This window comes from Streptomyces sp. STR69, from assembly GCF_024519455.1.
Taxonomy (GTDB): Bacteria; Actinomycetota; Actinomycetes; order Streptomycetales; family Streptomycetaceae; genus Streptomyces.
The window spans coordinates 335,467-348,567 of sequence record NZ_JALJRY010000001.1; the positions used below are offsets into that span (position 1 = coordinate 335,467).

Annotated in this window: 14 protein-coding genes; 7 read left to right on the forward strand and 7 right to left on the reverse strand. The window is 69.6% G+C overall.

Going from position 1 to position 13,101, the window contains the following annotated elements:
- The first annotated feature begins 65 nt into the window (after positions 1-65).
- The 5 genes from OC490_RS01535 to OC490_RS01555 all read left to right on the forward strand — a co-directional run bounded on the left by OC490_RS01535 (position 66) and on the right by OC490_RS01555 (position 4,874).
- Positions 66-995 carry an SPFH domain-containing protein gene (locus OC490_RS01535; RefSeq protein ID WP_262055900.1) on the forward strand — a complete coding sequence of 310 codons (930 nt, stop codon included), beginning with the start codon at positions 66-68 and terminating at the stop codon, positions 993-995.
- Complete coding sequence (locus OC490_RS01540) at positions 992-1,219, forward strand: hypothetical protein (protein ID WP_262055901.1); 228 nt, start codon at positions 992-994, stop codon at positions 1,217-1,219. Before OC490_RS01535 ends, OC490_RS01540 begins: the two co-directional genes overlap by 4 nt.
- A gap of 105 nt (positions 1,220-1,324) precedes the next feature.
- Positions 1,325-1,849, forward strand: a complete 525-nt coding sequence (locus OC490_RS01545) for a PadR family transcriptional regulator (protein ID WP_262055902.1) — start codon at positions 1,325-1,327, stop codon at positions 1,847-1,849.
- Positions 1,846-2,538 carry an ABC transporter ATP-binding protein gene (locus OC490_RS01550; protein ID WP_262055903.1) on the forward strand — a complete coding sequence of 231 codons (693 nt, stop codon included), beginning with the start codon at positions 1,846-1,848 and terminating at the stop codon, positions 2,536-2,538. The genes OC490_RS01545 and OC490_RS01550 overlap by 4 nt, the downstream gene beginning before the upstream one ends.
- The gene (locus OC490_RS01555; protein WP_262055904.1) at positions 2,535-4,874 is read left to right on the forward strand and encodes an ABC transporter permease; all 2,340 of its coding nucleotides are present in this window, start codon (positions 2,535-2,537) and stop codon (positions 4,872-4,874) included. Before OC490_RS01550 ends, OC490_RS01555 begins: the two co-directional genes overlap by 4 nt.
- 35 nt (positions 4,875-4,909) lie before the next feature.
- Here OC490_RS01555 and OC490_RS01560 read toward each other — a convergent pair whose 3' ends face one another.
- The 4 genes from OC490_RS01560 to OC490_RS01575 all read right to left on the reverse strand — a co-directional run bounded on the left by OC490_RS01560 (position 4,910) and on the right by OC490_RS01575 (position 7,832).
- Complete coding sequence (locus OC490_RS01560) at positions 4,910-5,338, reverse strand: hypothetical protein (protein ID WP_019072752.1); 429 nt, start codon at positions 5,336-5,338, stop codon at positions 4,910-4,912.
- 4 nt (positions 5,339-5,342) lie between these two features.
- Complete coding sequence (locus OC490_RS01565; protein WP_043684600.1) at positions 5,343-5,702, reverse strand: roadblock/LC7 domain-containing protein; 360 nt, start codon at positions 5,700-5,702, stop codon at positions 5,343-5,345.
- A 69-nt stretch (positions 5,703-5,771) separates the two neighbouring features.
- Positions 5,772-6,677 (reverse strand): MarR family transcriptional regulator, encoded by a 906-nt coding sequence (locus tag OC490_RS01570; protein WP_262055905.1) that lies wholly within the window; start codon positions 6,675-6,677, stop codon positions 5,772-5,774.
- A gap of 177 nt (positions 6,678-6,854) precedes the next feature.
- Positions 6,855-7,832: a LysR substrate-binding domain-containing protein gene (locus OC490_RS01575; RefSeq protein ID WP_262055906.1), complete on the reverse strand. Its 978-nt coding sequence runs from the start codon at positions 7,830-7,832 to the stop codon at positions 6,855-6,857.
- Positions 7,833-7,966: 134 nt separating this feature from the next.
- Here OC490_RS01575 and OC490_RS01580 point away from each other — a divergent pair, with 134 nt between their 5' ends.
- A complete protein-coding gene (locus OC490_RS01580; protein ID WP_262055907.1) occupies positions 7,967-8,521 on the forward strand; it encodes a peroxiredoxin in 555 nt (184 codons plus the stop codon).
- Positions 8,522-8,527: 6 nt separating this feature from the next.
- Positions 8,528-9,067: an alkyl hydroperoxide reductase gene (locus tag OC490_RS01585; RefSeq protein ID WP_262055908.1), complete on the forward strand. Its 540-nt coding sequence runs from the start codon at positions 8,528-8,530 to the stop codon at positions 9,065-9,067.
- Positions 9,068-9,098: 31 nt separating this feature from the next.
- On the opposite strand, the gene OC490_RS01590 is transcribed toward OC490_RS01585, so the two are convergent.
- The 3 genes from OC490_RS01590 to OC490_RS01600 form a co-directional block, all read right to left on the reverse strand.
- Positions 9,099-10,421: an AI-2E family transporter gene (locus OC490_RS01590; protein ID WP_262055909.1), complete on the reverse strand. Its 1,323-nt coding sequence runs from the start codon at positions 10,419-10,421 to the stop codon at positions 9,099-9,101.
- Positions 10,422-10,559: 138 nt separating this feature from the next.
- Positions 10,560-11,249 carry a transglycosylase SLT domain-containing protein gene (locus OC490_RS01595; protein WP_262055910.1) on the reverse strand — a complete coding sequence of 230 codons (690 nt, stop codon included), beginning with the start codon at positions 11,247-11,249 and terminating at the stop codon, positions 10,560-10,562.
- A 402-nt stretch (positions 11,250-11,651) separates the two neighbouring features.
- Positions 11,652-12,977: a PhoH family protein gene (locus tag OC490_RS01600; protein ID WP_262055911.1), complete on the reverse strand. Its 1,326-nt coding sequence runs from the start codon at positions 12,975-12,977 to the stop codon at positions 11,652-11,654.
- Positions 12,978-13,101 lie beyond the last annotated feature (124 nt).

The following is a 13,101-nucleotide window of genomic DNA, read 5'->3' on the forward strand; positions in this document are numbered from 1 at the left end:
TGCCGTGCAGTGGTAAAGTGATATCACTTTGCTTCAACCAAGATATGCGAGACATGGGGGAAACGATGACCACGGACTCACCCACGGCGGACGTACCCGAGATGCCCGCCCCGCGTGTGCGCGAGTTCGCCGCGCACAGCATCGGCGGCGCGCTGGCGCTCGTCCTCGGACTGGCCGGGCTGCTGCTCGCCGCCGGACTGCTCGCCACCGCCACCGCGGTCACCGCGCCCGGCGGCAAGGCCGCGCTGATCGTCGGCGGCATCCTCGTCTTCCTGGCCGCGGTCATCGCGATGCGCGGGCTGAACACGGTGGCGCCGGGCGAGGCGCGGGTCGTGCAGCTCTTCGGGCGCTACCGGGGAACCATCCGGCAGGACGGGCTGCGCTGGGTGAACCCCTTCACCGCGCGCACCAAGATCTCCACCCGCGTCCGCAACCACGAGACCGCGGTCCTCAAGGTCAACGACGCCTACGGCAACCCGATCGAGCTGGCCGCGGTCATGGTGTGGAAGGTCCGCGACACCGCGCAGGCCACCTTCGAGGTGGACGACTACAGCGACTTCGTCGCCATCCAGACCGAGGCGGCCGTACGGCACATCGCCATCGAGTACCCCTACGACTCCCACGACGAGGGCGGGCTCTCGCTGCGCGGCAACGCCGAGGAGATCACCGAGAAGCTCGTCCTCGAACTGAGCGCGCGCGTCGAAGCGGCCGGCGTCCAGATCATCGAGTCCCGCTTCACGCACCTCGCGTACGCGCCCGAGATCGCCTCGGCGATGCTCCAGCGGCAGCAGGCCGGGGCGGTCGTCGCGGCCCGGCGGCAGATCGTGGACGGGGCGGTCGGGATGGTCGAGGCGGCGCTGGCCCGGATCACCGAGCAGGACATCGTGGAGCTGGACAACGAACGGAAGGCGGCGATGGTGTCCAACCTGCTGGTGGTGCTCTGCGGGGACCGGGCGCCGCAGCCCGTGCTGAACACGGGGACCCTGTACCAGTGACGGTTCCCTCCGGGGGTTCGGCCCCTCAACAGCGCAAGCAGGTTCTGCTCCGGCTGGACCCCTCGGTGTACGACGCGGTCGCGCGGTGGGCCGGGGACGAACTGCGGTCCGCCAACGCGCAGATCGAGTTCCTGCTGCGCAGGGCGCTGGCGGAGGCCGGACGGCTTCCCGGCGAGGCCGGGCCACTGCCTCGCCGTGGCCGGCCGCCCGCTCCACCCCAGTGACAGAACCGTGACAATCGGCCCCCACCTGCGGGGCCGTACCCGGGGCCATGATCTACACACTGTGCGTATACACACCGGGTATACGCCGTGTGTAGAGTGCTCCGCATGTCCATCGGTCACACCCTTCTAGGGCTCCTTGAGTCCGGCCCGTGCCACGGTTACGACCTGAAGCGGGCCTTCGACGAGAAGTTCGGTCACGACCGGCCGTTGCACTACGGCCAGGTCTACTCGACGATGTCCCGACTGCTGAAGAACGGCCTCGTCGAGGTCGACGGCATCGAGGCCGGCGGCGGTCCCGAGCGCAAGCGGTACGCGATCACCGACGCCGGGATCACCGACGTACAGCAGTGGCTCGCGACGCCGGAGAAGCCCGAGCCGTATCTGCAGTCGACGCTCTACACCAAGGTCGTTCTCGCGCTGCTCACACACCGCGACGCGGCGGAGATCCTCGATGTGCAGCGCTCCGAACATCTGCGCGGCATGCGGATCCTGACCGACCGCAAGCGCAAGGGCGATCTCGCGGACCAGCTGATCTGCGACCACGCCCTCTTCCATCTGGAGGCCGACCTGCGGTGGCTGGAGCTCACCGCGGCGCGTCTCGAAAAGCTCGCCGAGGTGGTGGCCAAGTGACGACACATCCCGCCGGTTCCCTGCTCGCGGCCCAGGAGCTGCGCAAGGCCTACGGGCCGACGACCGCGCTCGACGGCGCCGAGTTCTCCATCCACCCCGGTGAGGTGGTCGCCGTGATGGGGCCCTCCGGGTCCGGGAAGTCGACGCTGCTGCACTGTCTCGCCGGGATCGTGCCGCCCGACTCGGGCTCGATCATGTACAACGGGCAGGAGATGGCGACGATGAGCGACGCCCAGCGCAGCGCGCTGCGCCGCTCGGAGTTCGGGTTCGTGTTCCAGTTCGGCCAGTTGGTGCCCGAGCTGACCTGTGTCGAGAACGTCGCGCTGCCGCTGCGGCTGAACGGCACGCACCGCAAGGAGGCCGAACGGACCGCGCTCGGCTGGATGGAGCGGCTTGAGGTCGACGACCTCGCCAAGAAGCGGCCCGGTGAGGTCTCCGGCGGTCAGGGGCAGCGCGTCGCCGTGGCCCGCTCGCTGGTCACCAGCCCGCGGGTGCTGTTCGCCGACGAGCCGACCGGCGCGCTCGACTCGCTCAACGGCGAGCGCGTGATGGAGCTGCTGACCGAGGCCGCCAGATCCACCAACGCGGCCGTCGTGCTGGTCACGCACGAGGCGCGGGTGGCCGCCTACTCGGACCGCGAGATCGTCGTACGGGACGGCAAGTCCAGGGACATGGAGCGCATCGTATGAACTCGCGTCAGTGGGCGGCCGATCTGGCCATGGGGGTGCGGTTCGCCTTCGGCGGCGGGCGTGAGGGCTGGGTGCGGGCCGTACTGACAGCCGTCGGTGTCGGGCTCGGGGTGGCGCTGCTGCTGCTCACCACGGCGCTGCCGAACGCGCTGTCGCAGCGCGACGACCGCGGCAACGCGCGGCAGGACTTCACCTACAGCGGGAAGCACCTGCCGAAGGCCGACAACACCCTGGTCATCGCCAACTCCGACACCACGTTCCGCAGCAAGGACGTGCGCGGCCGGCTGCTGGAGCCGGACGGCACCAGGGCGCCGCTGCCGCCGGGGCTCGCGAAGTTCCCCGCGACGGGCGAGATGGTCGTCTCCCCCGCGCTCGACGAGCTCCTCAAGTCCGGCTCCGGGAAGCTGCTGCGCGAGCGGCTGCCCTACCGGATCACCGGCACCATCGCGCAGACCGGGCTCATCGGACCCGCCGAACTCGCCTACTACGCGGGCGGCAAGGACCTCTTGCAGCACCAGTCCGGCAGCAACGTCGAACGCATCAACTACTTCGGGCCCTCCCCCAACAGCACACCGGACCAGCTCGACCCGATCCTGCTGCTGCTGCTCCTGATCGTCTTCGTCGTGCTGCTGCTGCCGGTCGGTGTGTTCATCGCGGCGGCCGTACGCTTCGGCGGCGACCGCCGGGACCAACGGCTCGCGGCGCTGCGCCTGGTCGGCGCGGACGGGCGGATGGCACGCCGGATCGCGGGCGGCGAGGCGCTCGCGGGGGCGCTCCTCGGACTCGTCCTCGGCACTGGATTCTTCCTGGTGGGGCGGCAGTTGGCGTCGCTGTTCGAGGTGCGGGACATCAGCATGTTCCCGAGCGACCTCAACCCCTCGCCGCTGCTCGCCCTCGCCGTCGCCCTCGCGGTGCCGGCCGCGGCCGTCCTGGTGACGCTGTTCGCGCTGCGCGGGGTCGTCATCGAACCGCTCGGGGTGGTCCGCAAGGCGAAGCCGCCGCGGCGCAGGCTGTGGTGGCGGCTGCTGATGCCGCTGGCCGGCCTCGCGATGCTCTACCCGATGATCGGCCAGGGCGCCACCAACGGGAACTTCAACCAGTGGCTGGTGATCGGCGGCACGGTCCTGCTGCTCGTCGGCATCACCGCCCTGCTGCCGTGGATCGTCGAGGCCACCGTGGCCCGGCTGAACTCCGGCTCGGTGTCCTGGCAACTCGCGGTCCGCAGGCTCCAGTTGAGCAGCGGTACGGCGGCCCGCATGGTCAACGGCATCGCGGTCGCGGTGGCCGGGGCGATCGCGCTGCAGATGCTCTTCGCCGGCGTCGAGGGCGACTACACCAAGCAGACCGGCAACGACGTGAACCGGGCCCAGATCGAGGTCTCCGTCGACGGCGGCACCTCGCTGGCCCAGGCCAACGGGCAGCTCTCCCGGACCAAGGGCGTGCGGCGGACGGCGGCCGTCTCCCTCACTTCGGTCGGCGACCGGGCCAAGAACCCGGACGGCGAACTGGAAGTCGCCGTCGGCAGCTGCGCCGAACTGCAGGAGGTGGCCCGTCTGACGGGCTGCCGCGACGGTGACATCTACCGGATCACCGGCGGCGGCACCGACGCCGACCTCCAGACGGCACAGACGGCCAAGGCGGGCAGGACGGTGTACTTCGACCCGTCGTACGACTCGTCACCGGCCCACACGGTGGCCTGGAAGGTGCCCGCGGGCCTGAAGACGGCCACACACCGCGAGGACCCGACCGGCTATGCCCGCGACGGACTGCTGATCACCTCGGGCGCGCTGCCCGCGAACGCGGCGCAGAGCCTGAACCAGAAGGTGTACGTCACGCTCGACACCTCGGTGCCGGACGCGACCGACTACGTGCGCAACACCGCCGCGGAACTCGACCCGCTGGCGGACGTGTTCACCCTGGCGGCCACCCGGCAGTCGGCGCAGTTCACGTCCATCCGCACCGGGCTGCTGGTCGGCGCCACCTGTGTGCTCGTCCTCATCGGGGCAAGCCTGCTGGTGTCACAGCTGGAGCAGTTGCGCGAGCGCAGGAAGCTGCTGTCGGCGCTGGTCGCCTTCGGCACCCGGCGGCGCACCCTGAGTCTGTCGGTGCTGTGGCAGACGGCGATCCCGATCGGCCTGGGCCTGGGCCTGGCCTCGGCGGTGGGGCTGACGCTGGGCTCGGTGCTGCTGAAGATGACGGCCACGCCGGTGGTCGTCGACTGGACGAGCGTGCTGATGATGACCGGCATCGGCGGAGCGGTCGTCCTGGCGGTGACACTGCTCAGCCTGCCGCCACTGCTGCGGATGATGCGGCCGGACGGGCTGCGCACGGAGTAAGGGTCTGTCCGCCCGCAGCCGCCCGTCCGCCCTCTTCAGAGTCCGTACTCCCGGACCACCCGGCGGACCTGCGCGAACAGCATGCCGACGTTCACCGACTTGCGGCAGACCACCACGGCGACGACGTCCTGTTGCTCGGTCATCCGCACGAACAGATGGGTGAGGTTCTCGCTGTTGACGAGGATCTCCTGGAAGAAGTGGTGGTCACTGGTGATCCCCCGACGTTCCTTGAAGACGTCCTCGATCATCACGACCGTCCGGCCCTGGAACAGGTCGAGGGTCGCACCCGCCAGCAGGTCGAGGACCTCTGGCGGGTGGTTGTCGATGGTCTCGTACGACAGCAGCATGCCGGTGGACATGTCGACCACGCCCGAGGCCACACAGTCGGGGGCGTCGGTCCGGAGGGTTTTGACCAGGCCCATCACCTGGTCGGAGAATCCTGGGGTCATACGCTTCGTCGCCATCCCTTCACACTCCTTCTGATGCCTTCTCGGTGAGGATCGACTCGATCCGGTCGAGCGTCGGGCGGGCCGCCAGATGCAGCCGGTCCACGTCCATCCCCTCGTCGCCGAGCACCACCATCAGCGCGGTGTCGCCGACGGCGTACGTCGCGGCGCAGCCGTGACTTCCGTACGTCACCGTCTGGCGCAGCGTGCCGCGGTCGGTGGCCTCGGCGGTGCGCCGGGCCAGGCCCAGGCCGGCCGCGGCGAGCGCGGCGAGGGCCTCCGGGTCGATCGAGTCGGCGGTGTCGGCCGCGATGAGCAGTCCGTCGGCCGCCGTGAGTGCGGTGTCGGTGATTCCGGTCACCTGTTCCCGCAGTGTGCGCATTTCCAATGTGAGGGCTTTGTGATCCACTTACTCAACTCCCCTAAAACTGATCGCATGTGGTCGTCAGGGTCATTTCGAGGTTCCGTTCCGCAGGCGGAAGAACCCTTTCCAGCCCGCCCCGCTCTTTTCGGGGACGAGAGATTCGGTGATGCCGCTGGCCCCCGGATTCCGGCGGGGCAGCGCGGTGGGCGCGGTGAACTGCGGCGGCGCGGGCGCCGGTTCACGACGGCGTACGACGGGCCCCTCGGGCAGCGCCCGGACCGGGATCGGCACGGGGCTGTCCGCGCACTCCAACAGTCCCTCGGCGAGCATCCGCGCGACCTCGGCGGTGACCGGGTAGACCCCGCGCCCGGTACGGAAGGCGAGATCGCGGGCGGTACGGCGGCCGTCGACATGGGCGAGCAACTCCCGTTGCAGGATGCCGAGTCCGGCCTCGGCGGGGACCTCGGCCGGGGCCCGGGGGCGTTCCCGGTCGGGCCGTACGGGATACGGGAGCGCGGAGATCGCGGCGAGTTTGCGGGCCCCGTCCTGGAGCAGCCGGATCGGGGGTTCGCCGATGCCGACGGGGGCGAACGGCCTTGCGTCCGGGGCGCGTTCGCAGTTGTCGACGTCTCCGGCGACGACCGCGAAGGCCGCGTCGTGCAGGGCCAGCACACACACGATCCGCAACTGGGCGGCGCCCGCGTACCCGTGGGCGATCAGCCCGGCCACCGGCCAGCGCGAGCCGCCCGACTCCCGTACCAGTTCGGCCCATTGCTCGCCGCTGATCCGGCCGGAGCGCAGCAGCAGCGCCTCGGGGCCCGGCGCGCCGGGACTCTCCACCGCGATGACGAGCCCGCCGCGCAGATGGAAGATCCCGCCGGGTCTGCCGGACACCCGCAGTCCCCCGGTGAACTCCTCGCGCCCACAGGCCGAAAGAGCCGCCGCGAGCAGGTCGTGACCGACCCGGCCGAGGGAATCCCGAATGCCCGACATCACTCCCCTAGGCTTTTCGTACACGCACCTGACGTGTAGCGCTGAGGGGTGAAGGTGTATCAGTCCGAGCGCATATTCCGGACGGGTTCTTCCTACCTGCCTGCGGGTGACGGAAGTTGAGAATTCCCGCCGTTCGATTTCCTTTGTACGGCGCTCATTTGACCGAAAGGGGCCGGGTCAGTCACCGGTCGGGACGGGCCGGTCGCCGGTGCCCAACACCCTTACGGGCAACGGCCGCAGGGCCTCACGGAGGGCGGCGGCCAGCTCCTGGTACTCGGCGCGGCGGGCGGCGCCGGTGCGCATCGCGAGGGCGATCCGGCGGGTCGGGGCGGGCTCGGTGAAGTAGCCGGTGAGGAGCTGGTCGCTGCGGGTGGTCTCGACCCGTACGGCGGTGCGCGGCAGCAGCGTGACCCCGAGCCCGCCGGCGACGAGCTGCACCAGCGTGGAGAGCCCGGCGGCCGTCGTGGTGACCGGGGCGTCCGCGCGGCCCGCCTCCCGGCAGATGTCGAGAGCCTGGTCGCGCAGGCAATGCCCCTCGTCCAGGAGCAGCAGGTTCAGCTCGCGCAACGCCTCGCGCGGGATGCCGCTGCGCCCGCCGAGCGGATGATCAAGAGGCGTGACGAGCACGAAGTCCTCGTCGAACAGCGGGAGTTCGACCACCCCGGGCACACCGAGGGGCACGGCGAGCAGCAGCAGGTCGAGCCGTCCGGTGGTCAGTCCGTCGAGCAGGTTCGCGGTCTGTTCCTCGTGCACCTGGAGGTCGAGGTCCGGGTACCGGTCGTGCACCAGCCGCAGCACGGTCGGCAGCAGATACGGCGCGACGGTCGGGATGACCCCGAGGCGCAGCGCCCCGGTGAAGGGGGCCCGCACGGCCTCCGCCTCCGCCAGCAGCGCCCCGACCTCGTCCAGCACGGCCCGCGCCCGTACGGCGAGCCGCTCGCCGGCGGGCGAGAGCAGCACCTTGCGGGTGGTGCGCTCCAGGAGGGTGACGCCGAGGGTGTCCTCCAGGGCGGCGACGGCACCGGACAGGGCGGGCTGGCTCATGCCGATCGCGGCGGCGGCGTCCCGGAAGTGGAGGTGCTCGGCGACCGCGGAGAAGGCGCGCAGCTGGGCCAGGCTGGGCTGGCGTCTCTTACTTGTATTACTAACGGTCACTGATAACCGCCTCCGATCAACACGCCCCAGTGTAGCTATTTCCACAATCAATGCACGTTGTGCCAGGATCTGGGCCGACCAACCCATGAGAAGCACCCATTCCGCTTGGGTGTTTTCCGCTGCAAGGAGAGCCAGTGCTCACTGTCGGTGACAAGTTCCCGTCGTTCGATCTGACCGCCTGTGTCTCGCTGGAGAACGGCAAGGAGTTCCAGCGGATCGACCACAAGACCTACGAGGGCAAGTGGAAGATCGTCTTCGCGTGGCCCAAGGACTTCACCTTCGTGTGCCCCACCGAGATCGCCGCCTTCGGCAGGCTGAACGACGAGTTCGCCGACCGTGACGCCCAGGTGCTCGGCTTCTCCGGCGACTCCGAGTACGTCCACCACGCCTGGCGCAAGGACCACGACGACCTGCGCGACCTGCCGTTCCCGATGCTGGCCGACTCCCGGCACGAGCTGATGCGGGACCTCGGCATCGAGGGCGAGGACGGCTTCGCCAAGCGCGCGGTGTTCATCGTGGACCAGAACAACGAGATCCAGTTCGCCATGGTGACCGCGGGCTCGGTCGGCCGTAACCCCAAGGAGGTCCTGCGGGTCCTCGACGCGCTCCAGACGGACGAGCTCTGCCCGTGCAACTGGACCAAGGGCGAGGCCACGCTGGACGCGGGCGCGCTGCTCGCCGGGAAGTGAGCCGACATGTCGCTGGACGCCCTGAAGTCCGCCATACCGGACTACGCCAAGGACCTGAAGCTCAACCTCGGTTCGGTCGTCGGCAACTCCGACCTGCCGGCACAGCAGCTGTGGGGGACGGTCCTTGCGACGGCGATCGCGTCCCGATCGCCGCTCGTGCTGCGGGAGTTGGCGCCGGAGGCGAAGGCTCACCTGTCGCCGGAGGCGTACACCGCCGCCAAGGCCGCCGCCGCTGTCATGGCGATGAACAACGTCTTCTACCGGACGCGGCACCTGTTGTCCGACCATGAGTACGGCACCCTGCGGGCGGGGCTGCGGATGAACGTCATCGGCAACCCCGGGGTCGACAAGGTCGACTTCGAGTTGTGGTCGTTCGCCGTGTCCGCGATCAACGGGTGCGGGATGTGTCTCGACTCGCACGAGCAGGTGCTGCGCAAGGCGGGGGTCGAACGGGACGTGATCCAGGAGGCGTTCAAGATCGCGGCGGTGGTCGAGGCGGTGGGGGTGACGTTGGAGGCGGAGGCGGTACTGGCACCTCTCGACTGACGGCGAACGGGTGGTGGGTGGGAAATTGCGTTTACGGGGCCTGGTCCGGGGGTGAGGTGTCCGCCGGCGTCGATGAGACCGCCGTAGCCCCCCTCGGCTTCGGGGAGAGCCGTGGGGGCGGTTCCGTGCCCTGGGCGTACGCCTTCAGGTAGCTCACCACCGTGTTGGTGACTGCCACCAGGGGGACTGCCACCACCGCTCCGCCGATCCCGGCGATCATGCCGCCCGCCGCGACCGACAGGACCACCGCGAGGGGGTGGACCCGCACCGCGCGGCCCAGGATGAAGGGCTGGAGGATGTGGCCCTCGATCTGCTGGACGGCGAGGACGACGCCGAGGGTGAACAGGGCCGTGACGACGCCCTGGGTGACCAGCGCGACGACGACCGCCAGCGCGCCGGAGGCCACCGCGCCCACCAGCGGGATGAACGAGAACAGGAAGATGAAGACGGCGAGCGGCACGGCCATCGGTACGCCGAGGAAGTAGATGCCGATGCCGATGCAGGTGGCGTCGATGAGGGCGACTATCACCGTGCCGCGGACGTAGGCCGTCAGTGTGCGCCAGGCGCGCGGGCCCGCGCCCGCCATCGCCGGCCGGGCCGCCGCGGGCACCAGTTTCAGTGTCCACTGCCAGATGCGCGGGCCGTCGTAGAGGAGGAAGAGGGTCGAGAAGACCGTCAGGAGGATGCCGGTCAGGGCCTCGACGATGACCTGGACGCCCTCCAGGCCGGCCGAGGTGATCTGGTCGGTGTTGGCGCCGATGGCCTCGCGGAGGTTCTTCGCGATCTGGTTGATCTGCTTCTCGGTGACGTGGAACGGGCCCTTGAGCAGCCAGTTGCGCAGATCGTCGACGCCGTTCTGGACCTGGTCGGAGAGGTTGTCGATGTTGGCCATGACCTGCCAGGTCACGAACCAGCCGATCAGCCCCATCACGACGAAGCCGAGGATCGCGGTGAGCGCCGTGGCCACCCCGCGCGGGAAGCCGTAGCGGATCAGGCGGGCGACGGTGGGCTGCAGCAGGGCCGTGATCAACAGTGCGGCGACGAAGGCCAGGACCACCAGTTGGACGGCGCTGATGACTCGCATCAGCACCCAGACCGTGCCGGCCAGGATCAGCAGCCGCCAGCCCGCCTCGGCGGCCACTCGCACCCCCCAGGGCACGGCGAGCGCGGGGTCGGGCCGGTCCCGGGCGATGACGACGGGTACGGGTTCCGGGGGTCGGGTGTCGTCGGCGGGCGGCTCCGGCTCGGCCTCGGTGTGTTCCTTCTCCACCTCGGCACGGCGCTCGTCCAAGCGCTCCCCCATCTCGCTCAGCCCGTTGCCGAGCCGACCGAGCCACCCTGGCACTCGCGACATGATCCGCCCTCTTCCCCCGTCCGTCCCCACCACTCCCCCCAGGAGCCACTGCGTGTCCGACCGTACAGGGCGAAGGCCCCTCCCCCTAGGACGGGGAGGGGCCTTCTGAGGTTGAGCGGCCCGGAACGGGCGTACGACCTAGTACCAGCTGTTCGCCTGCCAGAACGACCAGGCCTCGCACGGGCTGCCGTAGCGGCTGTCCATGTAGTTGAGGCCCCACTTGATCTGGGTGGCGGGGTTGGTCTGCCAGTCGGAACCGGCGGAGGCGTACTTGCCTGCGGGCAGTGCCTGGAAGAGACCGTAGGCGCCGGAGGAGGCGTTGACGGCGTGGTAGTTCCAGCCGGACTCGTGCGACACGATGTTGCTGAAGCACTGGAACTGGCCGCTCGGCACCATCTGGGCTGCCATGGCCTGGATCTGCGCGACCGTGTACGAGCTCTGCACGGGGAAGCTGGAGGAGGAACGGCTCGCCGCGGACTTCGCCTCGGCACGCTCCTTCGCAGCCTTCTCCGCCTTTTCGGCGGCGGCCTTCTTGGCGACCGCGGTCTTCGCGGCGGCCAGGCGGGCCGACTCCTCGGCGTCCTTCTTGGCGCTCGCGTCGGCCTGGATCGCCTGGGCGTCGGCCTGCTGCGTCAAGGAGGCGGTCTGCACCTGGGCCTGCTGGCCCGTGGGGATGTCCGCCAGGAGCGTGGTGTCGGCTGCCGTCGTCTCGGCGTCATTGTTCTGCGCCTGAGCGACGCTGCCAGAGGCAACGCCCACGACGCTTCCGACGGCGGTGACCGCGGTGGCCGAAGCCACTGCGAATCCCCGGACCGAAATCCGGCTCACACGGTTTCCTTCCAGCATCGTCCGCTTCGGTGACCCTGGCGGACGCAATCGTGCCCCTGAACGCTGGCCTCCCAACTACGGGGTCACGGGAGGCACGGGCCCGGTGGGCAACTCCCGCTCGGGGAGCGCCGCGTGAAGAAGCGGGCGGCATACGACTTCGCTGTGGAGTTGGTGGTGATGCTCAAGTTGGTGCGTACCGCTGGGGGTACACGTGTGTCGTATGCGGGGCCTGACAGGAATGAGACTCTGCCGTAACCGGACGCCGAGTGGCAATTCTGAGTTGCGTGTGAAAGCTCACATCCCGTTTGCCCCAGGGGATTTGGAGAAACAGCGGGACGCCAAAGCGCCGCCCCGCTAAGCTCTTCGGCTTCGCGGGACGGCGCCAACTGGCCTGTAACTACCTCAGATTTGGCCGTCCTCCAGCATTTCGGTCACAAGCGCCGCGATCTGGGACCTCTCGGACCTGGTGAGCGTCACATGCGCGAAGAGCGGGTGGCCCTTCAGCTTCTCCACCACGGCGACGACCCCGTCGTAGCGGCCGACCCTCAGGTTGTCCCGCTGGGCCACGTCATGGGTGAGAACCACCCGTGAATTGGCGCCGATCCGGGACAGGACGGTCAGCAGGACGTTCCGCTCCAGGGACTGCGCCTCATCCACGATCACGAACGCGTCGTGCAGTGAACGGCCGCGGATGTGGGTGAGCGGCAGGACCTCCAGCATTCCGCGGGCGGTGACCTCCTCGATGACCTCGCGGCTGGTGACCGCGGACAGCGTGTCGAAGACCGCCTGGGCCCAGGGGCCCATCTTGTCGGCCTCGGAGCCGGGCAGATAGCCCAGTTCCTGTCCGCCCACCGCGTACAGCGGCCGGAAGACCATGACCTTCTTGTGCTGGCGGCGCTCCAGGACCGCCTCCAGGCCCGCGCAGAGCGCGAGCGCGGACTTGCCGGTGCCGGCCCGGCCTCCCATGGACAGGATCCCGATGTCCGGGTCGAGCAGCAGATCCAGCGCGATGCGCTGCTCCGCGCTGCGGCCCTTGATACCGAAGGCCTCCCGGTCGCCGCGCACCAGCCGGACGTTGCCGTCGGCGGTGACCCGGCCCAGCGCCTTGCCGCGCTCGGACTGGATGGTCAGCCCGGTGTGCACGGGAAGGTCTGCCGCTTCCGGGACGTAGACATGGCCCTCCTCGAAGAGGATGTCCACCTGTTCGCCCGGCAGGGTCAGTTCGGACATTCCGGTCCAGCCGGAGGAGCCCGTGATGGCCAGTTCCGCGCGGTACTCCTCGGCGAGGAGCCCGACGGACGAGGCCTTGATCCTGAGCGGAAGGTCCTTCGACACGACGGTGACGTCGTACCCCTCGGCCTGCAGGTTGCGGGCGACCGCGAGGATGCGGGAGTCGTTGTCCCCCAGGCGGTACCCACTGGGCAGCACGCTGGGGTCCGAGTGGTTGAGCTCGACCCTGACGGTGCCGCCGAGTTCCCCGATCGGGATGGGGGCGTCGAGGCGACCGTGCCGGACCCGGAACTCGTCGAGCAGGCGCAGGGCCTGCCGGGCGAAGTAGCCGAGTTCGGGATGGTGCCGCTTGGCCTCCAGCTCTGTGACCACGACGATCGGCAGCACGACTTCGTGCTCGTCGAAGCGGTTCAGTGCGTTCGGGTCGGCCAGCAGAACGCTGGTGTCGAGAACATAGGTGCGCCGGTCAGGCATACGGCGCTTTGTGCTGGTCACCACGGAAGGACGTACCCCCTCGGAAGAGGTCGGGGAGCGACGGAGAGGAGCTGGACCGGTCCAGGCCGCGATGCGCGGGCCGGAGACCGGCCCTCCGTCTCGCCCGTACTGACCGCACGGTCGAACT

What these genes read in the sequence shown, in the direction of transcription:
- OC490_RS01535 (WP_262055900.1), top strand. Translation starts at nt 66, where the DNA reads ATGACCACGGACTCACCCACGGCGGACGTACCCGAGATGCCCGCCCCG.
- OC490_RS01545 (WP_262055902.1), top strand. Translation starts at nt 1,325, where the DNA reads ATGTCCATCGGTCACACCCTTCTAGGGCTCCTTGAGTCCGGCCCGTGC.
- OC490_RS01555 (WP_262055904.1), top strand. Translation starts at nt 2,535, where the DNA reads ATGAACTCGCGTCAGTGGGCGGCCGATCTGGCCATGGGGGTGCGGTTC.
- OC490_RS01560 (WP_019072752.1), bottom strand. Translation starts at nt 5,338, where the DNA reads ATGGCGACGAAGCGTATGACCCCAGGATTCTCCGACCAGGTGATGGGC.
- OC490_RS01565 (WP_043684600.1), bottom strand. Translation starts at nt 5,702, where the DNA reads ATGCGCACACTGCGGGAACAGGTGACCGGAATCACCGACACCGCACTC.
- OC490_RS01570 (WP_262055905.1), bottom strand. Translation starts at nt 6,677, where the DNA reads ATGTCGGGCATTCGGGATTCCCTCGGCCGGGTCGGTCACGACCTGCTC.
- OC490_RS01585 (WP_262055908.1), top strand. Translation starts at nt 8,528, where the DNA reads ATGTCGCTGGACGCCCTGAAGTCCGCCATACCGGACTACGCCAAGGAC.
- OC490_RS01590 (WP_262055909.1), bottom strand. Translation starts at nt 10,421, where the DNA reads ATGTCGCGAGTGCCAGGGTGGCTCGGTCGGCTCGGCAACGGGCTGAGC.